The sequence below is a fragment of the Pseudomonas ficuserectae genome, from assembly GCF_024584585.1.
GTDB classification, from domain to species: Bacteria; Pseudomonadota; Gammaproteobacteria; order Pseudomonadales; family Pseudomonadaceae; genus Aquipseudomonas; species Aquipseudomonas amygdali.
On the sequence record NZ_CP085684.1, the window covers coordinates 5,291,906 to 5,313,791 of the forward strand.

A 21,886-nucleotide genomic window follows, 5' to 3' on the forward strand; every position below is an offset into this window, starting at 1 on the left:
ACCGAGAATCCCTTCAAGATTGGGGGTAACGGGCTTCAGTTCAAGCCTTGACGGTAAATACAGCCAAGTAAATATAAGCGACGTGTCGCGCTACGCAATTGGCGCGCGCTGACATAAACTGCGCGGCCGTTTTTTGACTGGAACGTAAAAGACATGAATGACCAATCCCCGGCCCGTGCCTGCGGCATCGATTTCGGCACGTCCAACTCCACCGTCGGCTGGCAACGACCCGGCGTGGAATCGTTGATCGCGCTGGAGGACGACAAGATTACTCTACCGTCGGTGGTGTTCTTCAATATGGAAGAACGCCGCCCGGTGTATGGCCGCCTGGCGCTGCACGAGTATCTGGAAGGTTATGAAGGCCGCCTGATGCGCTCGCTCAAGAGCCTGCTGGGCTCAAAGCTGATCAAGCATGACACCAGCGTGCTGGGCACGGCGATGCCGTTCAAGGATTTGCTGGCGCTGTTTATCGGCGAGCTGAAAAAACGCGCCGAGCACACGGCCGGACGCGAGTTCGAGCAAGTGGTACTGGGTCGCCCGGTGCATTTCGTCGATGACGATGCACAGGCCGATCAGGAAGCCGAAGACACACTGGCCGAAGTGGCCCGCAAGATCGGCTTCAAGGACGTGTCGTTCCAGTTCGAACCTATTGCTGCGGCATTCGACTACGAGTCCACCATCAAAGACGAAGAGCTGGTACTGATTGTCGACATCGGCGGCGGTACGTCGGACTTCTCGCTGGTGCGCCTGTCACCCGAGCGACGCCAGCACGATGATCGCCAACAGGACATTCTTGCCACGGGCGGCGTGCACATTGGCGGCACCGACTTCGACAAGCAGCTGAGCCTGCAAGGCGTGATGCCGCTGTTCGGTTACGGCAGCCGTATGAAAAGCGGTGCCTACATGCCGACCAGCCACCATATGAACCTGGCGACCTGGCACACCATCAATGCGGTGTACTCGCAAAAGTCGCAGCTGGCGCTGGGCAGCATGCGTTATGACATTGAAGACACGGGTGGCATCGACCGCCTGTTCAAGCTGATCGAACAGCGCGCCGGGCACTGGCTGGCCATGGAAGTGGAAGAAACCAAAATCCAGCTGACCCACGCTGAAAACCGCCATCTGCCAATGGACCGGGTGGAAGCAGGATTGAGTGTGGACCTGAGCCGGGTGATGTTCGAGGCGGCAATCGACGCTCAGCTTGAGCGCGTGCGCAACAGCGTGACGAACTTGCTCAGCGACGCGGGCGTGAGTGTCGAACAGGTCAACACGGTGTTCTTCACCGGCGGCTCCAGCGGCATTCCCGCCCTGCGCAACAGCGTCTCGGCGATGCTGCCCAACGCCCGCCACTTCGAAGGCAACATCTTCGGCAGCATCGGCAGCGGCCTGGCGATTGAAGCGAAGAAGCGTTACGGCTAGTGGCATGACTCGGAGCGCAGGCACGGTAGTTAAAGAACTATCGTTCCTCACGCTCCAGCGTGGGAATGCCGTTCGTGACGCTCTGCGTCACAGATTCCAGCCGCAACGCAGACTCTAGCCAGTCAGATATCCACGCGCCCTAGACCAACCCTTCCTTCTGCAGTTCGCTCTTCAAATACGCATAGTAAATCGGCCCTGCCACCACACCCGGCAGGCCGAATGCGGCTTCGAACAGCAGCATCGCCAGCAGCAACTCCCACGACTTGGCATTGATCTGTCCGCCGACGATGCGTGCATTGAGGAAATACTCGACCTTGTGAATCACGATCAGGTAACCCAGCGCAGCCAGCGCTACCCAGATCGAGATCGACATGCCGACAATGAAAATGAGCGTATTCGACATCAGGTTACCCACCACCGGCAACAGGCCGAGCAGGAAGGTCATGATGATCAGGGTCTTGGTCAGCGGCAGGTGAATCCCGCACAACGGCAGGACGATGGCCAGGAATACCGAAGTAAACGCCGTGTTGAGCAGGGAAATCTTGATCTGGGCGAAAACGATGTTGCGAAATGCGCGACTGACCAGATACAGACGATCGAACAGTGCGGCCGCCAGCGGCTTGCGCGCATGGACATCGGAAATACGCTGCAAGGCGATGATTGCCCCCAGCACCATGCCGATCAGCATGGTAACGAACATGTGTGCTGCGCCCTTGCCGATCAACTGCAACTCGCCGACGTGCTTCTGCAGCCACTGCCCAAGGGAGACCTGAAACTCCGCCGCACTGGCAGGCAGATAGGCATCAATGAACGGCGGCAGCTGACCGCGCGCGCGATCCACCAGGGTCATGAACTTGTCCAGCGAGGCACCGGGGTTTTCGGCTTCGTGCAGCACAAAGCTGATGACACCGGCAAAAATCAGTGTCAGCAGGCTGACCACCACAGTACCCAGCAGCGCTACCGCCAGCCAGCGGGCGCGTTCGCCAGAGATCAGACGCTGCAACTTGGGGGTCAGCATGTTGACCAGTTCGAACACCAACAGTCCGGCCAGCAGGCTGGGCAGCAACTTGAATGGCAACACCAATAACAGACCGCCAAATACAAGAATCCAGCTGGCTATTAACACCTGACGCGCAGAAAACGTTGGCATAGACCCTCAACGGGCAACACAAGGAAGGTGGGCAGTCTGCCAGCCTTCTCAGTCGAGAACCAGTGATCCGAAAGCCGGAAAAAGTGCGGCGCAATCATCTGCCCGATGATCGGCTCGATAACGGCGCCAAAGTGCAGTGTTTACTGCACCCGCGCGCCTTGTCTGTAGCGATGGCGATGGCTGGAAAATTATTTCTTCTTGAGACAATCGCTCATGAAACTCTTGCGAGCGTCGCCCTTGAGTGCCTGAGTACTGGCGGTCGCATTGCAGGTCTTCATCTTGTCCTGCTGGGTAGCTGCCGGCGTTGGTGCCGCTTTCAGGCAAGTGCTCATGAATGCCTTGCGCTCATCGCCCTTAAGCGATTTGGCGCTGGCGTCGGCATTACAAGTGGTCATTTTGTTCTGCTGTGCAGTCGCCGCGAACCCCTGAGCAGACAGCATCAAGCCAACGAGCAATAAAGGAATACCGAGCTTCTTCATCGATCCACTCTCCAGAACCACCGCACCGGACGGCGCAGGCTGTGATTCAGTGTAGTCAGATGTTGCGACCCATGACGGGGCACACTGCATCGCCGCTGGCATTCTCGACCAACAGGCGGATAATTACGCCTCGCTTTAACGATGATTCCCTCATGCAATACGCTTTTCCACTGATTACAGTCCTTATCTGGGCGATCAATACGGCCGTCACCAAGGCGTCTGCCGGAGTGATCTTTCCGGCTGAAATAGGCTTTTATCGCTGGGCGCTGGCAGGCTTGCTGTTCACACCCTTCATGCTCAGGCCTGTCTGGGCGAACCGTGCCGCGATCAAACCGGTGCTGGGTAAAATTTTCATTCTTGCCGTGCTCGGCACTGCGATGTATCAAAGCCTGGCGTATTTCGCTGCAAGCCTGACGACCGCCACCAACATGGGGATCATTCAGTCGCTGGTGCCCATGATGGCGCTGGGGCTGTCGATAGCCTGCCTGGGCAATCGCCTGACCCGTGGCGCACTGCTGGGCGCTGTGCTGTCATTCGTGGGAGTGGTAGTCGTGGTGTCGGCGGGCAATCCCGCTGGGCTGATCGATCATGGCGTCAATCGGGGCGATGCGATGGTGCTGGTGGCCGCAGCGTCGTACGCGGTCTACAGCACGCTGCTCAAGAAGTGGCAGTTGTGCCTGCCGCCCCTGCAATTGCTTTACGTACAGATTCTGCTGGCGCTTATCGTATTGCTGCCGCCTTTTATCCTGTCGGCAAAAACCGGCTTGAATGCCAGTAACATTCCGATGGTGCTGTATGCAGCCATTCCGACTTCCATGCTTGCGCCATGGTTGTGGATGACCTCGATCATGCGTCTGGGGCCCAGCCGCACGACGCTGTTCTTCAACCTGATGCCGATCGCCACGGCATTGGTTGCCGCGGCGACGCTGGGCGAACAACTTGCGCTCTATCACCTGTTCGGCGGAGCGCTGACCCTGTGCGGCGTCATCCTTGCAGAACGCTGGACGACCCCGCTGCGGTCAAAGACGAGTTAGGCAGTCGCGCTGCCCTCACTGCCCTCCACACTATGAATTGACACATCGGTGATTCCGGCGGCGTGAGCCATGCCGGCTTCACCGACTGCAAGATCGTCCAGCTCGACATGGTGCTTGAGCGCCAGCTCGTGTACCACTTCGATGATGGGCACATCCAGATTCTCGATGAAGTCTACGTGGTGCTCGCCCAGCAAGGTGTACTCGATTTCATACAGTTCTTTATCGCTCATCGCATCTTCCTGGCCGTCACTGAGGAGCGGCTGATTAACGAACTACGGTCCGACAACCGATGACCGAGCCCAGGGCCGGACCCTAATGTCCGACCGTGCCATCAGATTGACCTCGCGGTTTCGGGAACGTGCTGGCGAATATTCAAAGGGCCACCTCGCGGTCAGGGATTGTCGCGAGAGGTACTGCCGTATCGCCATCTTTTTTTCGAACTCTTAGCCCGGTTTCCTGCTCAAAGCGCTACCGGGCCAAGACCGGCTCTGACATGTGGAGCAATAACGATGTACAAGAAAATCTTCGCGGCGACTTTTGTATTGGCGACGATGGCCGGCTGCAGCAACACAACCGTGCAGAACCCGGTGGATTACGTCACTTATCGCAACGAACCGCTGGTCAAGCAGGTTGAGAACGGCATGACGCGCCAGCAGGTCCTGACCATCGGCGGCGAGCCGTCGAGCACCATCGAGCGTAAGGTCAACCCAGGCACCTGCAACAATTACGTCCTGGCCAAAGATGGCCACAAACAGGTTTACCACGTCAGCTTCAACAGCGACGGCCGCGTGACCAACAAAGGTTTCATGACCTGCGAACAACGCGAGAAAAACGAAAAAGCGATGTAACGGAAATAACTTACAGACGCCCGACGCCCGACGCGCAATGCGCCGGGCATTTCTATTTTGATGTTTAAGTATTAAACCCGTCATTAGACATTGCGTTTCAAACCAACGCTTGCGCCTTGAAACCCATGTACAAATTTGCTGTCATAGCCGCTCATCTTAAAATCACTACACCGCATCACTAATGACCAAGGAAAGGTTCATATGGCTTTCGACGCTTTTATTCAGATCGCAGACATCCCGGGCGAGGCGCTGGACGAGAAGTACAGCAAGTGGATCGAAATCACCGGCTATAACTTTGGCGTCAACCAAAGCACCTCTGCCACCGCCAGCTCCTCGGGCGGCGCTTCATCCGGTCGCACCACCATGACCAACTTCACGTTTACCAAATACCTCGACAGCGCTAGTTGCAAGCTCATGGAAGCCAGCTGCGCAGGCCAGCACCTCAAGGAAGTGAAGCTGGTACTCTGCCGCGCAGGCACCGACAAGCTCAAATACTACGAAGTGGTTCTCGAGGAAGTCATCATCGCCGACTACACCCAGAGCGCAAGCGCCGGCATCCCCATCGAAATCGTACAGCTCAATTACGGCCGCATCAAAACCACCTACACCCTGCAGAAACGTGTCGATGGCACAGCAGGCGGTAACGTGGCTGGCGGCTGGGACCGGATCAATAATAAAAAGTACTCGTGAGGCACGACCATGGCCGAAGCACGATCCTTCATCAACTCCAGAACACAGACCTTCGATTCTTTGAACGCCAACCTTGCGCTGCCAAAGAATGCCAAAGCCAAATTCGTCGCCCTCAATTCCCACATCTCGGGCGGCGTCGTACTGGCCGGTGAGCTGGTCATCGTCGGCGACGCGTCCACGCCCTCGTCTACCGCCCAGGAAGCCTTCCTGATGGCCAAGGCTGCGGAAGTGCATACAGCGTTGCTGGTGAATGGCGTGGAGGGAGATGACTTTTTTCTTGAGAATTTTGAGTTGCTCAAGCAGACGATTTCTTATACGTCCATGGGGATAGGCGCCACGAGTGATGGCTGGGCCAAGCATATGGACGAGATCAAGAAAGCCCTTCAACAGATCGAAAAACTCTACCGGGAACACATGGGCTCCGGCACGATGACCCAACGAGACGCTTTCTACGCCAAACGAACTGAGTTGTTCATGAAGCTTGATAAGCTGCTGAACAATTTTCTGGCGTATGGATCCGGACTGCGCAACGAAGGCTCGATCAAACGACTGCTTGGACTTTCGACTAATAGCTACATGCGCACAGGAGAAATCGCGGGATATGCTGACAAGGTATCTGGCGTGGCCAAAGCCTCCAAATGGATCAAGAGAGGAGCCTATATTGGAACCGCGCTTGAAGTAGGTTCAACCGCAATCGAAATTCGTAACGCCTGCACGATGGGACGCGAGGAGCAGTGTCGAAAAGCGAAGTATGTTGAAGGTAGCTCATTGATGGGCAGCATCAGCGGAGCAGGTACCGGTGGCTACCTCTTAGGGTATGCAGCTGTGGGAGGTTGTGCTTTTATTTTGGGTATAACTACGGGCCCAGGTGCCTTGGCATGCGGCGTGGTCGGAGGTGCAGTTGGAGGATGGGCAGGCGGCGAAATAGGTGAGTCAGCGGGTGAACATTTTGGCGAGATCATTTATGGAGCGATGTCGAAATGACAAGTACCATGATAGGCCTGCTCGGGGGAGCCATATTGATACCGCTGTTCTTAACAAGCATCGTTATCGCTGTAATTGCACACAAATATGTTGAGACCATAGAAGCACATTTGCCAAACTGCTCTTATATAAGAACGGTTAGAGAAGCATATTCGGGTGGCGGCCTGCTCGGCAAAGTAATGCGAGGCGGCGTAATCGCCTTGATTTTAATGATGCCTAAGCTTAGCGCCCGAAGAGGTTTCGTTGACGAACGAGAAATAAAAAACCTTCCAAGCCATTACAAAAAATTGCTTGTCATTCCGACAGTTACGTCAGCAACATTATTTATCGCATTGGCCTTACTTAAAATATCAAGCCACCTTCTTGAATAATAGCGAAATAAAATGACAGAAACCGGAGTAGGCTTGCTTTTTGGATTGCTATTGACACTCATGATAATAAATCTCTTTGCCACCGCAATTATTGCGCACAAGTATGTTGAAACTATAGAGAAACAACTACCCAACTGCTCTTCTGTACAGACAATTAGAGAGGCCTGGTCGGGAGGTGGTCTGATTGGAAAAATCATGCGCGGCGGCATTATCGCAACAATACTCACGGCCCCCAACCTGAGCACCAGAAGGGGACTTATCGACATTAAGGAAGTCAGAAACCTTTCAGGGTTTTACAAAAAATCTTTACTCATCCCGACAATCGTGACGTTCTTTTTGTTTTTCTGCCTTATGGCACTCAGGGTTTCAGCTTATTTTTGGGGATTTTAAAAACCTGCCCGAATAGAAAGTATTACTTTGAATAAAACGCTCATACGCCATGTTGAAGGTCGATCAGGTCATGACGAATATCCCGATAGGCCTGATCGGCCTGTTCATAATGGTACCGATGATACTAAATCTCATCGCCACCGACGTCATTGCGCACAAATACGTTGAAATTATAGAGGAGCAGCTACCAAACTGCTCCTCCGTGCAGACCATCAGAGAAGCATGGTCAGGCGGCGGCCTGCTCGGAAAAGTCATGCGCGGCGGCGTTATTTCAATAGTACTGATGGTGCCAAAGCTAAGCGCCAAGAGAGGCGTCATTGATGCCAAAGAGGTTGAAAAACTCCCAGCGTTTTATAAAAAAATCTTGATAATCCCGACAGTCGTAAATTTTTGTTTATTTACAACAATGATGGCACTTAGTATCTCCCTGGGTCAGAATTAGCACTCGATAACGACAAGACCAAAGGCATACATGGCACCCCCTTTCATAAAGCGCACAAGGGAGCAGTCTTCATGAGCGAGATCAGAACTTGACCAGTATCGAGCCGGGCCTGATTGGGGTTTTCTTGTACGCCGCGATGCTCATCATTATTCTCGCTTCAGCCTACGTAGCACATAACTACACGCACATTTTTGAATCCCACTTACCCAACTGCAAGCTCATCACAGGCAACAAATCCACGTACGGCGACGCAGGCATGCCTGGAAAAATGGTGCGATGCGGGATGATGTATCTGTTTTTGATTTTTCCCGACCTGGGTAAGAAACGAGGCCTTATGGATATAAAGGAATCCAGAAGCTTTCCTAAAAATATGAAGTACCTACTGTTTATCCCCTGGACAGCGCAGATCGTGGTGCTTATTGCATTGATCTGGTTCACGCAGTTTGTGATTCCCCGCGCTTGAAAGATGATAATGACGCGCACCCAAGCAGGTCCGGGCGCAGGATAGACGGTGGTGATCTGCCTAAGTTACCCGACGAATCACAACACATTTCCTAGGATAGAAGGTACACCACGCCCCAGAGAACCCTCCAGAGCGCAGTATCAGGCCTACCAGCAGGTTGACGCTTAGAAAACCAGCTTGAACAGGGCGATGACCACTACCAGGCCGATCAGAAAGATGATGCCGACGGTGCTTCCCAGAAACTTAAGCATTGTGTATCTCCACGATTTATTTGGGTCTCATGGTTGGGACCGCAGCGTTCTGCACTCGTTTCTTATATTTTTACATTCAGTCACAACCGTCCGCACCGGCGAAAATCCGATAAAACTTTTCCCCTCCTCCAGCACTCACAACCTTTGCTGATCCTGCCGGGCAACATACAGAGCGGGACAGCAAAACCTGATGAACCCTGGAGATAAATGATGATTTCTGCACCGCAATCACAGCTTTCCGATGTAAATACTCTGCGCCAGCGTGCGCGCCAGAACGTTGAGAATGGTGCTGTGACTGAAGGTTACAGCGCTGACCGCGAAACCGTGCTGCGCCTGCTCAATGAGTCGCTGGCGACCGAGCTGGTCTGTGTGCTGCGCTACAAACGCCACTACTACATGGCGTCCGGCCTCAAGGCGAGCGTGGCGGCAGCCGAGTTTCTGGAGCACGCTGAACAGGAAGCACAGCACGCCGACAAGCTGGCCGAGCGCATCGTGCAGCTGGGCGGCGAGCCGGAATTCAACCCGGACCTGCTGTCGAAGAACTCCCACGCACAATACGTTGCGGGCAACACGCTGAAGGAAATGGTGTACGAAGATCTGGTTGCCGAGCGCATCGCGGTCGACAGCTATCGCGAGATCATTCAGTACATCGGTGACAGTGATCCGACCACCCGCCGCATCTTTGAAGAGATTCTTGCTCAGGAAGAAGAGCACGCCGACGACATGTCGGACATCCTCGAAGGCCTGTAACAAGCGGCTACAAGTGAAAAGCCAGGACCTGTGTCCTGGCTTTTTTTGTGGACAACTGGAATGCGTGTTCGACGCACGACTATCGTTCCGTGTGCTCCCTTTGCATGCCGATCGTGACGCTCTGCGTCACAAGCCTGCATCGCACCGTACATCAAGACCGGACGCGGAGCGTCCAGAGCAGCATGCGACGCGGAGCGTCGCACGATAGTTGAGATTATCGTTCCGCTCGCTCCAGCGTCGGAATGCATTGCGTGACGCTCTGCGTCGCAGATCTGCATCGCACCGCTGATCCTTGAGTGTGCAATCACTTCACCGTCTTCGGCGCCTTGCCGGTGCGCATCTGCTCCAGCAGCGGGCCGCATTGGTTCGGTGCGCTATCGCCGGTCGCGACCAGCGCCAGCAGACCGGCCACCGGGCCTACAGTTGCACCGAGCAGAACCATACCGGCGCCGCGCAGCAGTAACGGGCCGGACTGCACGCCTGCATTGGGCTTGGCGAACGGGCCGTTGACGTACAGTGGCGAGCGTAACGAGAACACGCGGAAGCCCTTGGATTCCGGGTTGATCTGCAGGTCCAGTTGCTCAGTCTTCATGTTTGCGGTGCCATTGATGTAGATGATGGCGTTCTCGGTATCGAAGACGAACAGCCGACTGGTCGCCAAGCCGTCCTTGATGCCGAAATCAGAAGCCGCGCAATTGATCTTCACGTCCTTGTCGCCAAACAGCTTGCCCACCACGTAGTTGCCCACGTTGAGCCCGGCAATTTCCATCAGGCCACGGCTGATCGCGCCGTCGTTGACCAGCATTTTCATTTCACCGTTGGCGGTGCCGAGCAAAGCGGCAATCGAGTTGCCTCGGCCACTGATGTCGGCATCGCCATTCAGCTCACCGAAGCTGGTTTTCATCGGTTCAAAGGTCGGGAACAGCTGCTTGAGCTTGAAGTTGCGCGCCGACAGCTTCGCCCTGCCCTGCAACGGCTTGTTGCGGCCGTCGAGGCGGATATCCGCATCCAGCTTGCCGCCTGCCACTCCAAAGCGCAACGGCTCCAGGCTCAATTGACCATCGTTGAGAATCAGATGGGTATACAGGTCGGTGAACGGTAAGTCCGGGCTTTGCACAATGCGCTTGCCGGTGAACTCCACGTCGGCATCCATCGCTCGCCAGCGGTCGGTCTGAAATTCTTCTACGGGCAGGACTTTGCCCGATGGCTGCTTGCTCTCGCCACCGCGCTTTTTCTGAGCGGCATTTGAGTCCGCACCGATCAGTGGCGCGAGGTCGCTGAACAACAACTGATTGGACACCAGCACGCCGCTCAGCTTCGGCCGTGGCTGGCTGGATACGTAACCCAGATCGCCGTGGATATCGCTGTTGCCGATCTTGCCGTTGAAGCCTTCGTAACGAAAGTTGGCTCCTGCCGGGTCATGCAGTTTGGCGATCAGGCGGCCATCGGTGGAGTAAGCCGGAGAGTCCGGCAGGGTCACGCCGGTCAGCGGGTACAGATTGCTCAGGCTCGCGCCGGAAAGTTTGAGGCGCAGATCCAGCGCACCCAGGTTCTGTGGGTCGGTCAGGGTCCCGGCGATGACCGCGTGGGTATCACCGACCTTCACATCGGCCTGCACCGGGAACGGCTGACTGGCATCCTTGAGTGCGAGAAGGCCACCCACCTTGCCGGTGCCGCTCAGTTTCTGACCGTGGTACTGGCCTGTTACAGCCAGACCAAACGCGTAGTCCTGAGGTACTGCGCCCTTTTCCTGGGCCTTTTGCGCTTCCTTGCTGCCAACGATTTCGCTGAACGGGATCGGCTTGCCGAGCAGGTCGATCACCACATCCAGATTGGCATTCAGTGTCTGGTCATTGAAACTCACCAGCCCCTTGTCGAACTTGATGGCCCCGATATCCACCACCCACTTGGAAGGTTCAGCGTTCGGGTCGGATTTGGGCAGGTCGAACACCCAGTTGGCGCGACCATCGGCCAGCCGCTCAAGCTTTGCCTCTGGACCGGTCAAATCGATACGCGGGATGACCACTTGCTGAGCCAGCAGCGGCAACAGCGAAAGACGAAACTCAACGTGCTTGAGAGTGACCATCTGCGGAGTTTTCGACCACTCGGGATTACCCAGTGTCAGGTCATCGGCCACGAAGTGCGGCGACGGCACCCAGGCACGCCAGCCACCGAGCTCGGGCTCGCGCGTCCAGCGCACATCCAGGTCACCATTGATGGCGAACGGGCGATGCAGCGCTTCGCTGACTTTCTCATTGAGGGTAGGTTTGATGCGGTTCCAGTCGAACGTGACAAGCACAATGACCAGTATGGCCAGCACCACCAACAACGTGGCACCTGTCCAGGCGAAAATCTTGCGGCTGCGCGTCATGCGTGACTCTCCAGAAAACAGCGCCCCGACCCTGGCGCGCTGAATACGACATGAATGTTCGACTGACAAACGCGCCGAGGGTTTGATTTGAATACGAAATCGCACCAAAGGCCAGCACCCGAGCTGCAGCGCACGTAAAAGAGTCTGAATGAAAACCCTTTCGACGCAGGTAAAGCGCATTTGCTAAAGTGCAGTCCAGCCTAATCCAAGAATCGTTTGAGCCATGCTGCCCCGCGCCGAACAGAAACAACAGACCCGAAGAGCCTTGCTTGACGCTGCCCATCAGTTGATGGAAAGCGGGCGCGGCTTCGGCAGCCTTAGCCTGCGGGAAGTGGCACGCACGGCGGGCATCGTGCCGACCGGGTTTTATCGTCACTTCGAAGACATGGACCAGCTGGGCCTGGCGCTGGTAAGTGAGGTCGGCCAGACCTTCCGCGAAACCATCCGGCTGGTACGCCACAACGAATTCGCCATGGGCGGACTGATTCGCGCGTCAGTTAAGATATTTCTAGAGCGTGTAGCAGCCAATCGCTCGCAGTTTCTTTTTCTGGCCCGAGAACAGTATGGCGGCTCTCTTAAAGTGCGTCAGGCTCTGGGGGCTCTGCGCGAGGGCATCAGCGCCGACCTGACGGCCGACCTGGCAAAAATGCCCAAATGGCAGCACCTGAACGCTGACGCGCTGTCGATCATCGCCGACCTTGTGGTCAAAAGCGTGTTCGCCATGCTGCCGGAGCTGATCGACCCTCCACCCGCTTCGCTTGCACCGCACCTGACACCTCAGGCCAAGATTACCCAGCAATTGCGCTTCATCTTTATCGGCGCACGGCACTGGCGTGGGCTCGGCAGTCACGATTGAGCGTCAGTTGAAGTCAGCGATAGCACCAAAACAGGTCGATTTTTTCGTTGCGCACCATTAATGAGCGCGACAAGGCCGTACACAATTAAAAGTCAGCCACTTCCGCCAGCAATTTCCTACAGCCTGCCCTGTTGGCAAGCCCCTTGCTCTGATTTGAAGCATCGCAATTGGCTGGAAGCTATCTAATGCTGGTGATTCACAACCGAATCGAACCTCAGGCCGAATGGGCCGCCGAGTTGCATTTGAATTTCGAGGCACGCAGCAAGAGTCGCCTGCGCTGCTTCAGTGCGGAAAACGAAGACGTGGGCCTGTTTCTGCAACGCGGTCAATCGCCCCTGCGCGATGGCGAGTTTCTAAAGGCCGAAGATGGCCGCGTGGTGCGTGTCTGCGCACGCCCGGAAAAGCTGATGCACGTTACTTGCAGCAGTACCTTCGAACTGACCCGCGCGGCCTATCATCTCGGCAATCGTCACGTAGCCCTGCAAGTCGGCGACGGCTGGCTTCGCCTGCTCGATGACTACGTGCTCAAGGCCATGCTCGATCAGCTCGGTGCCACCGTCGAAACCATCGAAGCGCCGTTCCAGCCGGAACATGGTGCCTATGGCGGCGGGCATCACCACTCGCGTGCAGGCGAAGAGGATTTCAACTATCCGCCCCGCATGCACCAGTTCGGCGTGCGCAAGTGAACAGCGCCTGGGCGCTTTTGCGTCTGGCCAGCCCGCAGCTGCCGATTGGTGGCTACAGCTATTCACAAGGGCTGGAAATGGCCGTGGAGCAATCCATCGTGGTAGACCCGCAGACTGCAGGGCGCTGGATCAGCGATCAGCTGCTGCTCAATCTCGCTCGCTTTGAGGCCCCCCTGCTGCTGGCCCACTGTGAAGCAGCGTCGGCCGGTGACTGGGGTCAACTGCTGCAAGTCAGCGAGCAACACCGCGCCAGCCGTGAAACGCGCGAGCTGCATCAGGAAAGCCGGCAGATGGGTTATTCCTTGCAACAATTGCTCAATGGCCTGCCTGAGCTGGATCGCGATGCACGCCACTTTCTTGAACAGACTGCAGAGCCGCATCTGGCCCTGGGCTGGGCGCTGGCCGCACGTGCCTGGCAGATCAGCCCGCAAGACGCACTGGCCGCATGGCTGTGGAGCTGGCTGGAAAACCAGTTGGCCGTGCTGATGAAAACCCTGCCACTCGGCCAGCAAGCTGCGCAACGCCTGACCAGCGAGCTGTTGCCGTTACTGCAGCAAGCGCAGGTCAATGCCACCCGACAAGATACCCACCATGCTGGCAGCGCGGCCTTCGGCCTGTCCCTGGCGAGCATGGCGCATGAACGTCAATACAGCCGGTTATTCCGGTCCTGATCAGTCTTTATGGAGAACTCAATGAACAGCCAACCTCTGCGCGTCGGCATCGGTGGCCCGGTAGGGTCCGGCAAGACAGCTCTGACTCTGGCGCTGTGCCTGGCATTGCGCGACCGCTATAACCTGGCGGTCGTGACCAACGATATCTATACCCGCGAAGACGCTGACTTTCTGGTGCGCAACGAGGCACTGGCCCCTGAGCGCATCATCGGTGTTGAAACCGGTGGCTGCCCGCACACCGCCATTCGTGAAGACGCTTCGATCAACCTGGAGGCGGTTGACCAGCTCAATCGCCGCTTTGAGGGCCTGGACCTGATCATTGTCGAATCCGGTGGCGATAACCTTTCCGCAACGTTCAGCCCGGAGCTTTCCGACCTGACGATTTACGTGATCGACGTATCGGCAGGCGACAAACTGCCTCGCAAAGGTGGCCCGGGTATCTGCAAGTCCGATCTGCTGGTGATCAACAAGATAGACCTCGCACCGCTGGTGGGCGCGTCACTGGAAATGATGGACAGCGACACGCGCAGGATGCGTGGCGAAAAGCCGTTCGTGTTCAGCAACCAGAAAACCGGTCAGGGTCTGGAGCAGATCATTGCCTTCATTGAACGCCAGGGTCTGCTGACTGCAGCCGCCTGAATTCACAACCAAAAGGAACCCGTCGATGAACTACAAAAAAGCCCTTGGCGCCCTCGCGCTGCTGCTGATCCCGACCCTGGCGCTGGCCCACCCCGGTCATGGCGATAACGGTCTGATAGCGGGTATCAGCCACCCGATTGGCGGTCTGGATCATTTGCTGGCAATGCTTGCCGTTGGCTTGTGGGCCGCACAACAGCAAGGTTCCGCACGCTGGGCGCTGCCCTGCACCTTCGTCGGCACCATGCTGGTCGGCGGCGTGCTGGGCTTTGAAGGTCTGAACCTGCCAGCGCTGGAAAGCGGCATTGCCGCGTCGGTACTGGCGCTGGGTCTGGCTGTGGCACTGGCGGTGCGTCCGCCCTTGGCACTGGCCGTTGCAGCGACAGCACTGTTTGCGTTGTTCCACGGTGTGGCGCATGGCCTTGAGCTTCCGGACATGTCCAGCCCATGGGCTTACGCAGCAGGCTTCGTGGCAGCGACTGCAGCCTTGCATGCGGCAGGTTATGCCGTGGTTCGCGTATTGCCTCAGGCGGCAGCGCCGCTGGTGCGCATCGCAGGTGCAGCTTCTGCGGCAACGGGTGTGTGGTTGCTGGCGGGCTGATCGGATTTCCGCTGGTCGTACCCACTTCGTCTGGAAAAATCAGCCAGGGTCGATCAGCGGGAAAGCGCAGGAATGCGGTACAGGTAGAGCAGCACTGCGCTGGCAAACGCCAGCAGGCAGACCGGCAAAGGGTGCAAGCCGAACAGCACTGCGATGGCGGCGATCCAGGCGGGCAGCCCGGCAGCGAGAAAGGCCAGGCGGCGGACAGCAGCGAGTTTGAGCCATGCTGCCGGCTCTTCCGGCGTGTCGAGTGCAGCCTGGGTAGCCGTTAACGCTCGCTTGTAAGCCCCGAACGGCTTCAGGCTGACGAACATCGAGCCTACCCCGGCAATGAACAGCGGTATCGCCAACACAGGAATGAGCGGCTCGCTGGCACCGAAAAACACACAGACCACCAGCAATGGCGCCAGGGTCAGACCCAGTTGACGCCACCACGCCATTTCCAGCTTTTGGCGCACCTCGCTACGTGTCACGCGGGGCCGACCTCGCTTTGATGCTCGTTACCCATCATGTGTCCCAATTTGCCCGCCTTGGTCGCCAGATAAAGGCGGTTGTGCGGGTTTTGTCCGGTGTGCAACGGCACACGCTCGGCGACCGTGATGCCCATGTCGGTCAAGGCTTTGACCTTGCGCGGGTTATTGGTCATCAGACGCAACGATCGAACGCCCAGGTGCTGAAGCATCGGCAGGCAGATCGCGTAATCGCGCTGGTCGGCAGCAAAGCCCAGACGCTCATTGGCTTCTACCGTATCTGCACCGCCATCCTGCAGCTCATAGGCGCGAATCTTGTTCATCAGGCCGATACCGCGCCCTTCCTGACGCAGATACAGCAATACGCCGCGCCCTTCGGTAGCAATGGCGCGCAGGGCGGCTTCAAGTTGTGAACCGCAATCGCAACGCTGACTGAACAGGGCGTCGCCTGTCAGGCATTCGGAATGCACGCGGCCAAGAACCGGCGCACCGTCCGCCACATCGCCCAGACTCAGGACGACATGTTCACGGCCGGTTGCCGACTCGATAAAGCCGTGCATGGCAAACTCTGCAAAGGGGGTGGGCAGTTTGGAAGCGGCGACAAATACGACGGGCACCGTGTGCTCCTGATCAGTATGAAGACTGGAAATTCGCAAGATTCGCATTGTAACAGCAGGTTCCTGCGGACGCTCAGGCTGAATTCTCGGGCATTTAGATCATAAAGTTCGATAGATAGACGCAGTGCATCGCTTCACTGCGCGCTGCCGAAATGCTGGTAGCCACGCGTATCGGGCGTGACATCGAGCCCTGCGCCGTCGACAACAACAACGACACCTTGGCCCTTCTCTACCCGGCCAACAACATGCACCGGCCAGCCTTCATCCAGCAAGCTGGCAAGGTGTCCGGACGGCAGCGTGAAAGCCAGGATGTAATCGTCGCCACCGCTGAGCGCAGCCTGCCGGGCAGACGGCAGATCGAACAACGTCAGCAACTGATCAGACATCGGCAGCCTGTCACGCTCGACGACCAGCCGGACGCCTGATGCACGGGCAATGTGTCCGCAATCAGCCAGCAGCCCATCGGAGATGTCCAGCGCCGACGTCGCCCTGCCCCGCAATGCCTGCCCCAGCGCTAGCTGAGGTTGCGGCGACCAGTAGCGGGCCAGCAACGCCTCGGCAATCGAAGCCTCGATGCTGCGTTGCTTCAATACCAGCGGCAACGCACCTGCGCCATCACCCAGCGCGCCGCCAACGCAGAGCAAATCTCCGGCGCAAGCGCCGCTGCGCGTCAGGGCCGAGCCGGCTGGAACAGCGCCGAACACCGTTAGCGTGAGGCTCAAGGGCCCGCGTGTGGTATCGCCGCCGATCAAACGCAGCGAACAGCCCTGCGCCATGTGATTGAGGCCGCGGGCAAATGCCTGCAGCCAGTCGGCATCGACCTGCGGGAGGGTCAAGGCAAGGGTAAACGCGACAGGACGAGCGCCCATGGCCGCCAGATCGCTGGCAGATACCGCCAGCGCTCGCTGGCCAAGCAGAAAGGGGTCGCAGACATCAGGAAAATGCACCCCGGCAACCAGGGTATCGGTCGAGATCGCCAACTGCTCGCCGGGCGCTAACGCCAGCAGCGCGCAGTCGTCGCCGATCCCCAGGGCAACTTCCTCGCCCACCTGCGCACAGGGCGCGGCGGCGAAGTAATTGCGGATCAGCTCGAACTCTCCCATAAAGGTCAGGCGCGAATCAGCGCTTGTGGGCCTTCACTTCGACTTCACGCAGGCGCGGTGCCAGCTTGTCCAGCACGCCATTGACGAACTTGTGACCGTCAGTAGAGCCGTAGACCTTGGCCAGCTCGATGCCTTCGTTGATCACAACGCGGTAAGGCACGTCGATGCGCTTGAGCAGCTCGAAGGTGGACAGGCGCAGGACGGCCAGTTCAACCGGGTCGAGTTCTTCGATGGTCAGGTCGAGGCAAGGCGAGAGCGCGGTGTCGATCTCGGTCTTGTTGGTGGCCACACCGTGCAGCAGTTCACGGAAGTAGGCGCCGTCGACATTGCTGAAATCGTTGTCTACACGAAACTGTGCTTCGATCTCGTTCAACGCATGGCCAGCCATGTGCCACTGATAAAGGGCCTGAGTAGCCATCTGCCGCGCTTCGCGACGTTTGGCACTTTTGCCCTTGGCAGCTTCCGGCGATTTGGCGTCGCGCGGGTTGAACTGGTCGGTATCGTCGGAAATCACTTGGCCTCCAGCTGCGACAGCAGGCTTACCATTTCAATGGCGGACAGAGCAGCTTCAGCGCCCTTGTTACCGGCCTTGGTGCCGGAACGCTCGATGGCCTGCTCGATGGAGTCGACGGTCAGTACGCCGAAAGCGACCGGAACGTCGAACTCCATGGACACCTGAGACAAGCCTTTGACGCACTCACCTGCAACGTATTCGAAGTGCGGAGTACCGCCACGGATCACCGCACCCAGTGCGACGATGGCCGCGAATTCGCTGCGCTGGGCAACTTTCTGCACGACCAGCGGGATTTCGAACGCACCCGGCGCACGGATGATGGTGATGTCGCTTTCGCTGACACCGTGGCGTACCAGCGCATCAACGGCACCGCTAACCAGGCTTTCCACGACGAAGCTGTTGAAACGGCCCACTACCAAGGCGTAGCGGCCTTGTGGGGCGATGAAGGTACCTTCGATGGTCTTCAAGGTCATTCGGTGAGTCTCGTATTAAAGAGCAAGCCCGCCTTGGGGCGGACTTTGAGGGATATTAGGCCACGAATCGCAACTGTCAGGCCAAAAGCTGCGAAAAAACCGTCTTTCGCACGCCCCGACCTGCCGGTATTTATTCGGAGGGCACGTATTCTACAACTTCCAGATCGAAACCGGATATCGCATTGAACTTCATCGGTGAACTCATCAGGCGCATTTTGCGCACGCCGAGGTCACGAAGGATCTGCGAACCGGCACCCACCGTGCTGTAAGTGGTCGGCGTCTTGATCGGTTGCTGCCCTGCCGTTTCGCGAATGTGAGCCAGCAGCACATCGCCATCCAGCGGATGACCGAGCAACAGCACAACGCCACTGCCAGCCTCGGAAACCGCTCGCATGGCAGCGCGCAGGCTCCAGCGGCCGGGCTGTTTGACCATCAGCAGGTCGCGCAACGGGTCCATGTTATGAACGCGTACGAGGGTTGGTTCTTCTGCGCAGATCTTGCCCAGGGTCAGCGCCAGATGCACATCTCCCTCGACCGAATCGCGGTAGGTCACCAGGTTGAAACTGCCCAGTTCGCTGTCCATCGGCTGCTCGGCAATCCGCTGAACGGTACGTTCATGGATCATCCGGTAGTGAATCAGGTCGGCAATGGTGCCGATCTTGATGTCGTGTTGCCGGGCAAATTCTTCAAGTTCGGCGCGACGCGACATGGTGCCGTCGTCGTTCATGACTTCGCAGATCAGCCCCGTCGGTTCGAAGCCGGCCATGCGCGCCAGGTCGCAGGCCGCTTCGGTATGACCGGCGCGAGCCAGAGTGCCACCGGCCTGAGCCATTAGCGGGAAGATGTGCCCCGGGCTGACGATGTCTTCGGCTTTGGCTTCTTTTGCGGCGGCAGCCTGAACGGTACGTGCCCTGTCAGCTGCGGAGATACCAGTGGTCACACCTTCCGCGGCTTCAATGGAAACGGTGAACTTGGTGCCGAAGCCGGAGCCGTTACGCGGTGCCATCAGCGGAAGTTTGAGGGTTTCGCAGCGCTCGCGGGGCATCGGCATGCAGATCAGGCCACGGGCGAAACGCGCCATGAAGTTGATGTGCTCGGGCTGCACGCATTCGGCGGCCATGATCAGGTCGCCTTCGTTCTCACGGTCTTCGTCATCCATGAGGATGACCATCTTGCCCTGGCGAATGTCTTCAACCAGTTCTTCGATAGTGTTGAGCGCCACGCGGCACCCCCTTCAATCAATTCAGGATTTGAGGTAGCCGTTTTCGGCCAGAAAGCTTTCGGTGATCGTGCCGTGGCCAGGCTCGGCGGCCTTGTCGCCCAGCAGCAGGCGCTCCAGGTAACGTGCCAGCAGGTCTACTTCCAGGTTGACCTTACGGCCAGGCTGGTAGTCGGCCATGATGGTTTCGCTGAGGGTGTGCGGCACGATGGTCAGTTCGAACTCGGCACCATTGACCGAGTTGACCGTCAGGCTGGTGCCGTCGACCGTGATCGAGCCTTTATGGGCGATGTATTTGGCCAGCTCGCGCGGAGCACGCACCGTAAACTGAATGGCGCGGGCGTTATCGGCACGGGAAACAATTTCGCCCACGCCGTCAACATGGCCGCTGACCAGATGACCGCCCAGACGCGTGGTCGGAGTCAGGGCCTTTTCCAGGTTGACCCTGCTGCCGCTCTTCAGATCGACGAAGGCGGTTACGGTCAGGGTTTCACGACTGACGTCAGCCCAGAAGCCGTCGCCGGGCAATTCGACGGCGGTCAGGCATACGCCATTGACGGCAATGCTGTCGCCGAGCTTGACGTCGCTCAGGTCGAGCTTGCCGGTTTCCACGTGAACGCGGACGTCGCCGCCCTTGGGAGTCAGGGCGCGGATGCTGCCGATGGATTCGATAATGCCGGTAAACATGGGTCCTCCGGGAGAACAAGGGCTGCGCGCAAGGCGAACGCCGGGAATTATACGCCGGGTGCGCGCACAGGGAGAGCGATGACTCGCCAGTCATTACCGACGGCACGCATTTGCACGATGTTCAGCTCCAGCGCTTCGCTCATCTGCGCCAGCGGCAGGTCGAGCAGCGGCCGGGCCGATGAGCCGAGAAACTTGCCGGCAATGAATATCTGAAACTCGTCGACCAGCCCGAGACGCGCAAAGGCACCCGCCAGCCGCGGACCGGCTTCGACCAGCACTTCATTGACGCCACGCGTGGCCAGTTCGCCCATCAACTTGCGCAGGTCCACATGACCGGCGCTGTCAGCCAGTGCCAGCATTTCGTGGCCTTCTTCCTGATAGCGACCTCGCGCCGACGCCGCAGCACAGGTCACGACCAGCGCACTGCCCGCCTGAAAGAACGGCGCGTCCAGCGGCACACGCAGACGACCGTCAATCAATACCCGCAGGGGCGGACGCGCAGAGGCCAGCGCGGTCAATTCTGCATTGAGACCCAACTCATCGGGGCGCACGGTGAGGCGGGCCTTGTCGGCCAGCACCGTATCGGCTCCGGTCAGCACTACGCTCGACTGCGCGCGCAGACGCTGAACGGCGGAACGCGCCTCGGGACCGGTGATCCACTGGCTTTCGCCGCTGGCCATAGCGGTTCGGCCATCCAGGCTCATGGCCATCTTCACGCGTATGTAGGGCTGTCCTGTTTCCATGCGCTTGAGAAAGCCTTTGTTCAGCGCTCGCGCTTCGCTTTCCAGCACGCCGCATTGAACGCCGATACCGGCATTCATCAGGCGCAACAGGCCACGACCGGACACTTCAGGGTTGGGGTCCTGCATGGCCGCGACGACCCGCGCCAGCCCGGCGTTGACCAGCGCATCGGCACAGGGCGGCGTGCGCCCCTGATGGCTGCACGGTTCAAGGGTGACGTAGGCGGTCGCGCCTCTGGCAAGTTCGCCGGCCTGGCGCAGGGCATGCACTTCGGCATGCGGCTCGCCAGCCCGTACATGCCAGCCCTCGCCGACGATCTGGCCGTCACGCACAATAACGCAGCCGACGCGTGGGTTGGGGTGCGTGGAGTAGAGCCCGTTACGCGCCAGCTCCAGCGCACGCGCCATGTAATGAACGTCGAGAGCCGCCTGTTCAGTCAGCAATGCACTTATTCCTTACCCGGCTCGCGGGCCAGACGGTCGATTTCTTCACGAAATTCGTTGAGGTCCTGAAAGCGGCGGTACACCGAGGCGAAGCGGATATAAGCCACTTCATCGAGCTTTTGCAACTCGGCCATGACCAATTCGCCAACCACCAGCGATTTGACTTCGCGCTCGCCGGTCGCTCGCAGCTTGTGCTTGATGTGCACCAGTGCCGCCTCGAGGCGCTCGACACTCACCGGACGCTTTTCAAGCGCACGTTGCATACCGGCGCGCAGTTTTTCTTCATCGAAAGGCTGACGACTGCCATCCTGTTTGATCAGACGCGGCAAAACCAGCTCGGCAGTTTCGAACGTCGTGAAGCGCTCGCCGCAGGCCAGACACTCGCGTCGGCGGCGTACTTGCTCGCCTTCGGCGACGAGGCGGGAGTCGATGACTTTGGTGTCATTGGCACCGCAGAAGGGACAGTGCATGGTGGCTGGCAACGAAAGAATGAGGAGCGCCATGTTAGCGCATCCTGCTGGCAAGAC

Annotated in this window: 29 protein-coding genes; 15 read left to right on the plus strand and 14 right to left on the minus strand. The window is 58.1% G+C overall.

Annotated features, from left to right (window positions below; all coding sequences use genetic code 11):
• Positions 1 to 153 precede the first annotated feature (153 nt).
• Positions 154 to 1,419, plus strand: coding sequence for an Hsp70 family protein (locus LJU29_RS23660; RefSeq protein ID WP_257111247.1), 1,266 nt, complete (start codon positions 154 to 156; stop codon positions 1,417 to 1,419).
• Between the two features lie 139 nt (positions 1,420 to 1,558).
• On the opposite strand, the gene LJU29_RS23665 is transcribed toward LJU29_RS23660, so the two are convergent.
• Complete coding sequence (locus LJU29_RS23665; protein WP_002555409.1) at positions 1,559 to 2,569, minus strand: AI-2E family transporter; 1,011 nt, start codon at positions 2,567 to 2,569, stop codon at positions 1,559 to 1,561.
• Positions 2,570 to 2,757: 188 nt separating this feature from the next.
• Positions 2,758 to 3,048: a PsiF family protein gene (locus tag LJU29_RS23670; RefSeq protein WP_005732120.1), complete on the minus strand. Its 291-nt coding sequence runs from the start codon at positions 3,046 to 3,048 to the stop codon at positions 2,758 to 2,760.
• A gap of 152 nt (positions 3,049 to 3,200) precedes the next feature.
• Here LJU29_RS23670 and LJU29_RS23675 point away from each other — a divergent pair, with 152 nt between their 5' ends.
• On the plus strand, positions 3,201 to 4,082 hold the full coding sequence (locus tag LJU29_RS23675; RefSeq protein WP_257111248.1) for a DMT family transporter: 882 nt from the start codon (positions 3,201 to 3,203) through the stop codon (positions 4,080 to 4,082).
• On the opposite strand, the gene LJU29_RS23680 is transcribed toward LJU29_RS23675, so the two are convergent.
• The gene (locus LJU29_RS23680) at positions 4,079 to 4,312 is read right to left on the minus strand and encodes a hypothetical protein (protein ID WP_005753189.1); all 234 of its coding nucleotides are present in this window, start codon (positions 4,310 to 4,312) and stop codon (positions 4,079 to 4,081) included. The genes LJU29_RS23675 and LJU29_RS23680 overlap by 4 nt on opposite strands.
• Before the next feature lie 279 nt (positions 4,313 to 4,591).
• Here LJU29_RS23680 and osmE point away from each other — a divergent pair, with 279 nt between their 5' ends.
• The 7 genes from osmE to LJU29_RS23715 all read left to right on the plus strand — a co-directional run bounded on the left by osmE (position 4,592) and on the right by LJU29_RS23715 (position 8,270).
• Positions 4,592 to 4,930 carry an osmotically-inducible lipoprotein OsmE gene (osmE, locus tag LJU29_RS23685; RefSeq protein WP_002555413.1) on the plus strand — a complete coding sequence of 113 codons (339 nt, stop codon included), beginning with the start codon at positions 4,592 to 4,594 and terminating at the stop codon, positions 4,928 to 4,930.
• 201 nt (positions 4,931 to 5,131) lie between these two features.
• Positions 5,132 to 5,620, plus strand: a complete 489-nt coding sequence (locus LJU29_RS23690) for an Hcp family type VI secretion system effector (RefSeq protein WP_004655811.1) — start codon at positions 5,132 to 5,134, stop codon at positions 5,618 to 5,620.
• A 9-nt stretch (positions 5,621 to 5,629) separates the two neighbouring features.
• The gene (locus LJU29_RS23695; protein ID WP_005753190.1) at positions 5,630 to 6,604 is read left to right on the plus strand and encodes a hypothetical protein; all 975 of its coding nucleotides are present in this window, start codon (positions 5,630 to 5,632) and stop codon (positions 6,602 to 6,604) included.
• Positions 6,601 to 6,975, plus strand: a complete 375-nt coding sequence (locus LJU29_RS23700) for a hypothetical protein (RefSeq protein ID WP_005753191.1) — start codon at positions 6,601 to 6,603, stop codon at positions 6,973 to 6,975. Before LJU29_RS23695 ends, LJU29_RS23700 begins: the two co-directional genes overlap by 4 nt.
• A gap of 12 nt (positions 6,976 to 6,987) precedes the next feature.
• Entirely contained in the window at positions 6,988 to 7,365 is a 378-nt protein-coding gene (locus tag LJU29_RS23705) for a hypothetical protein (RefSeq protein ID WP_257111249.1), read from the plus strand.
• 70 nt (positions 7,366 to 7,435) lie between these two features.
• Positions 7,436 to 7,807, plus strand: coding sequence for a hypothetical protein (locus LJU29_RS23710; protein ID WP_257112859.1), 372 nt, complete (start codon positions 7,436 to 7,438; stop codon positions 7,805 to 7,807).
• An 88-nt stretch (positions 7,808 to 7,895) separates the two neighbouring features.
• Entirely contained in the window at positions 7,896 to 8,270 is a 375-nt protein-coding gene (locus LJU29_RS23715; protein WP_005747242.1) for a hypothetical protein, read from the plus strand.
• Between the two features lie 164 nt (positions 8,271 to 8,434).
• Here LJU29_RS23715 and LJU29_RS29950 read toward each other — a convergent pair whose 3' ends face one another.
• Positions 8,435 to 8,521, minus strand: a complete 87-nt coding sequence (locus LJU29_RS29950) for a small membrane protein YohP (RefSeq protein ID WP_441344152.1) — start codon at positions 8,519 to 8,521, stop codon at positions 8,435 to 8,437.
• A gap of 210 nt (positions 8,522 to 8,731) precedes the next feature.
• Here LJU29_RS29950 and LJU29_RS23720 point away from each other — a divergent pair, with 210 nt between their 5' ends.
• Positions 8,732 to 9,271, plus strand: a complete 540-nt coding sequence (locus LJU29_RS23720; RefSeq protein WP_004655820.1) for a ferritin-like domain-containing protein — start codon at positions 8,732 to 8,734, stop codon at positions 9,269 to 9,271.
• 304 nt (positions 9,272 to 9,575) lie between these two features.
• Here LJU29_RS23720 and LJU29_RS23725 read toward each other — a convergent pair whose 3' ends face one another.
• Positions 9,576 to 11,642 carry an AsmA family protein gene (locus LJU29_RS23725; RefSeq protein WP_054994679.1) on the minus strand — a complete coding sequence of 689 codons (2,067 nt, stop codon included), beginning with the start codon at positions 11,640 to 11,642 and terminating at the stop codon, positions 9,576 to 9,578.
• A gap of 223 nt (positions 11,643 to 11,865) precedes the next feature.
• On the opposite strand from LJU29_RS23725, the gene LJU29_RS23730 reads away from it, so the two are divergent.
• The 5 genes from LJU29_RS23730 (at position 11,866) to LJU29_RS23750 (ending at position 15,092) form a co-directional block, all read left to right on the plus strand.
• Positions 11,866 to 12,498, plus strand: a complete 633-nt coding sequence (locus LJU29_RS23730; protein ID WP_002555418.1) for a TetR family transcriptional regulator — start codon at positions 11,866 to 11,868, stop codon at positions 12,496 to 12,498.
• Between the two features lie 185 nt (positions 12,499 to 12,683).
• Entirely contained in the window at positions 12,684 to 13,184 is a 501-nt protein-coding gene (gene ureE / locus LJU29_RS23735; protein WP_004655826.1) for an urease accessory protein UreE, read from the plus strand.
• Positions 13,181 to 13,855, plus strand: coding sequence for an urease accessory protein UreF (locus LJU29_RS23740; protein ID WP_002555420.1), 675 nt, complete (start codon positions 13,181 to 13,183; stop codon positions 13,853 to 13,855). Before ureE ends, LJU29_RS23740 begins: the two co-directional genes overlap by 4 nt.
• A gap of 21 nt (positions 13,856 to 13,876) precedes the next feature.
• Complete coding sequence (gene ureG / locus LJU29_RS23745; protein ID WP_003368915.1) at positions 13,877 to 14,494, plus strand: urease accessory protein UreG; 618 nt, start codon at positions 13,877 to 13,879, stop codon at positions 14,492 to 14,494.
• A 25-nt stretch (positions 14,495 to 14,519) separates the two neighbouring features.
• Entirely contained in the window at positions 14,520 to 15,092 is a 573-nt protein-coding gene (locus LJU29_RS23750) for a HupE/UreJ family protein (protein ID WP_005753202.1), read from the plus strand.
• 53 nt (positions 15,093 to 15,145) lie between these two features.
• Here LJU29_RS23750 and LJU29_RS23755 read toward each other — a convergent pair whose 3' ends face one another.
• The 9 genes from LJU29_RS23755 to nrdR all read right to left on the minus strand — a co-directional run bounded on the left by LJU29_RS23755 (position 15,146) and on the right by nrdR (position 21,829).
• Positions 15,146 to 15,565: a hypothetical protein gene (locus LJU29_RS23755; RefSeq protein WP_005745954.1), complete on the minus strand. Its 420-nt coding sequence runs from the start codon at positions 15,563 to 15,565 to the stop codon at positions 15,146 to 15,148.
• Complete coding sequence (gene ribA / locus LJU29_RS23760) at positions 15,562 to 16,179, minus strand: GTP cyclohydrolase II (protein WP_257111250.1); 618 nt, start codon at positions 16,177 to 16,179, stop codon at positions 15,562 to 15,564. The genes LJU29_RS23755 and ribA overlap by 4 nt, the downstream gene beginning before the upstream one ends.
• 134 nt (positions 16,180 to 16,313) lie before the next feature.
• On the minus strand, positions 16,314 to 17,282 hold the full coding sequence (gene thiL, locus LJU29_RS23765; protein WP_054994678.1) for a thiamine-phosphate kinase: 969 nt from the start codon (positions 17,280 to 17,282) through the stop codon (positions 16,314 to 16,316).
• Between the two features lie 16 nt (positions 17,283 to 17,298).
• The gene (gene nusB, locus LJU29_RS23770) at positions 17,299 to 17,796 is read right to left on the minus strand and encodes a transcription antitermination factor NusB (RefSeq protein WP_002555426.1); all 498 of its coding nucleotides are present in this window, start codon (positions 17,794 to 17,796) and stop codon (positions 17,299 to 17,301) included.
• On the minus strand, positions 17,793 to 18,269 hold the full coding sequence (gene ribH / locus LJU29_RS23775; protein WP_054994677.1) for a 6,7-dimethyl-8-ribityllumazine synthase: 477 nt from the start codon (positions 18,267 to 18,269) through the stop codon (positions 17,793 to 17,795). Before ribH ends, nusB begins: the two co-directional genes overlap by 4 nt.
• Before the next feature lie 130 nt (positions 18,270 to 18,399).
• Positions 18,400 to 19,491 (minus strand): bifunctional 3,4-dihydroxy-2-butanone-4-phosphate synthase/GTP cyclohydrolase II, encoded by a 1,092-nt coding sequence (gene ribBA / locus LJU29_RS23780; protein ID WP_257111251.1) that lies wholly within the window; start codon positions 19,489 to 19,491, stop codon positions 18,400 to 18,402.
• A gap of 21 nt (positions 19,492 to 19,512) precedes the next feature.
• Positions 19,513 to 20,175 (minus strand): riboflavin synthase, encoded by a 663-nt coding sequence (locus tag LJU29_RS23785; RefSeq protein ID WP_002555429.1) that lies wholly within the window; start codon positions 20,173 to 20,175, stop codon positions 19,513 to 19,515.
• A 47-nt stretch (positions 20,176 to 20,222) separates the two neighbouring features.
• Positions 20,223 to 21,323 carry a bifunctional diaminohydroxyphosphoribosylaminopyrimidine deaminase/5-amino-6-(5-phosphoribosylamino)uracil reductase RibD gene (gene ribD / locus LJU29_RS23790; RefSeq protein WP_257112862.1) on the minus strand — a complete coding sequence of 367 codons (1,101 nt, stop codon included), beginning with the start codon at positions 21,321 to 21,323 and terminating at the stop codon, positions 20,223 to 20,225.
• Positions 21,324 to 21,364: 41 nt separating this feature from the next.
• Positions 21,365 to 21,829, minus strand: a complete 465-nt coding sequence (gene nrdR / locus LJU29_RS23795) for a transcriptional regulator NrdR (protein ID WP_002555431.1) — start codon at positions 21,827 to 21,829, stop codon at positions 21,365 to 21,367.
• Between the last annotated feature and the right edge of the window lie 57 nt (positions 21,830 to 21,886).

What these genes read in the sequence shown, in the direction of transcription:
- thiL (WP_054994678.1), bottom strand. Translation starts at nt 17,282, where the DNA reads ATGGGAGAGTTCGAGCTGATCCGCAATTACTTCGCCGCCGCGCCCTGT.
- ureE (WP_004655826.1), top strand. Translation starts at nt 12,684, where the DNA reads ATGCTGGTGATTCACAACCGAATCGAACCTCAGGCCGAATGGGCCGCC.
- LJU29_RS23690 (WP_004655811.1), top strand. Translation starts at nt 5,132, where the DNA reads ATGGCTTTCGACGCTTTTATTCAGATCGCAGACATCCCGGGCGAGGCG.
- LJU29_RS29950 (WP_441344152.1), bottom strand. Translation starts at nt 8,521, where the DNA reads ATGCTTAAGTTTCTGGGAAGCACCGTCGGCATCATCTTTCTGATCGGC.
- ureG (WP_003368915.1), top strand. Translation starts at nt 13,877, where the DNA reads ATGAACAGCCAACCTCTGCGCGTCGGCATCGGTGGCCCGGTAGGGTCC.
- LJU29_RS23660 (WP_257111247.1), top strand. Translation starts at nt 154, where the DNA reads ATGAATGACCAATCCCCGGCCCGTGCCTGCGGCATCGATTTCGGCACG.
- LJU29_RS23785 (WP_002555429.1), bottom strand. Translation starts at nt 20,175, where the DNA reads ATGTTTACCGGCATTATCGAATCCATCGGCAGCATCCGCGCCCTGACT.
- nrdR (WP_002555431.1), bottom strand. Translation starts at nt 21,829, where the DNA reads ATGCACTGTCCCTTCTGCGGTGCCAATGACACCAAAGTCATCGACTCC.
- LJU29_RS23710 (WP_257112859.1), top strand. Translation starts at nt 7,436, where the DNA reads ATGACGAATATCCCGATAGGCCTGATCGGCCTGTTCATAATGGTACCG.
- LJU29_RS23665 (WP_002555409.1), bottom strand. Translation starts at nt 2,569, where the DNA reads ATGCCAACGTTTTCTGCGCGTCAGGTGTTAATAGCCAGCTGGATTCTT.
- LJU29_RS23695 (WP_005753190.1), top strand. Translation starts at nt 5,630, where the DNA reads ATGGCCGAAGCACGATCCTTCATCAACTCCAGAACACAGACCTTCGAT.
- LJU29_RS23670 (WP_005732120.1), bottom strand. Translation starts at nt 3,048, where the DNA reads ATGAAGAAGCTCGGTATTCCTTTATTGCTCGTTGGCTTGATGCTGTCT.
- LJU29_RS23700 (WP_005753191.1), top strand. Translation starts at nt 6,601, where the DNA reads ATGACAAGTACCATGATAGGCCTGCTCGGGGGAGCCATATTGATACCG.
- LJU29_RS23730 (WP_002555418.1), top strand. Translation starts at nt 11,866, where the DNA reads ATGCTGCCCCGCGCCGAACAGAAACAACAGACCCGAAGAGCCTTGCTT.
- ribD (WP_257112862.1), bottom strand. Translation starts at nt 21,323, where the DNA reads ATGGCGCGTGCGCTGGAGCTGGCGCGTAACGGGCTCTACTCCACGCAC.
- LJU29_RS23720 (WP_004655820.1), top strand. Translation starts at nt 8,732, where the DNA reads ATGATTTCTGCACCGCAATCACAGCTTTCCGATGTAAATACTCTGCGC.
- LJU29_RS23750 (WP_005753202.1), top strand. Translation starts at nt 14,520, where the DNA reads ATGAACTACAAAAAAGCCCTTGGCGCCCTCGCGCTGCTGCTGATCCCG.
- LJU29_RS23725 (WP_054994679.1), bottom strand. Translation starts at nt 11,642, where the DNA reads ATGACGCGCAGCCGCAAGATTTTCGCCTGGACAGGTGCCACGTTGTTG.
- LJU29_RS23705 (WP_257111249.1), top strand. Translation starts at nt 6,988, where the DNA reads ATGACAGAAACCGGAGTAGGCTTGCTTTTTGGATTGCTATTGACACTC.
- ribH (WP_054994677.1), bottom strand. Translation starts at nt 18,269, where the DNA reads ATGACCTTGAAGACCATCGAAGGTACCTTCATCGCCCCACAAGGCCGC.
- LJU29_RS23675 (WP_257111248.1), top strand. Translation starts at nt 3,201, where the DNA reads ATGCAATACGCTTTTCCACTGATTACAGTCCTTATCTGGGCGATCAAT.
- LJU29_RS23680 (WP_005753189.1), bottom strand. Translation starts at nt 4,312, where the DNA reads ATGAGCGATAAAGAACTGTATGAAATCGAGTACACCTTGCTGGGCGAG.
- osmE (WP_002555413.1), top strand. Translation starts at nt 4,592, where the DNA reads ATGTACAAGAAAATCTTCGCGGCGACTTTTGTATTGGCGACGATGGCC.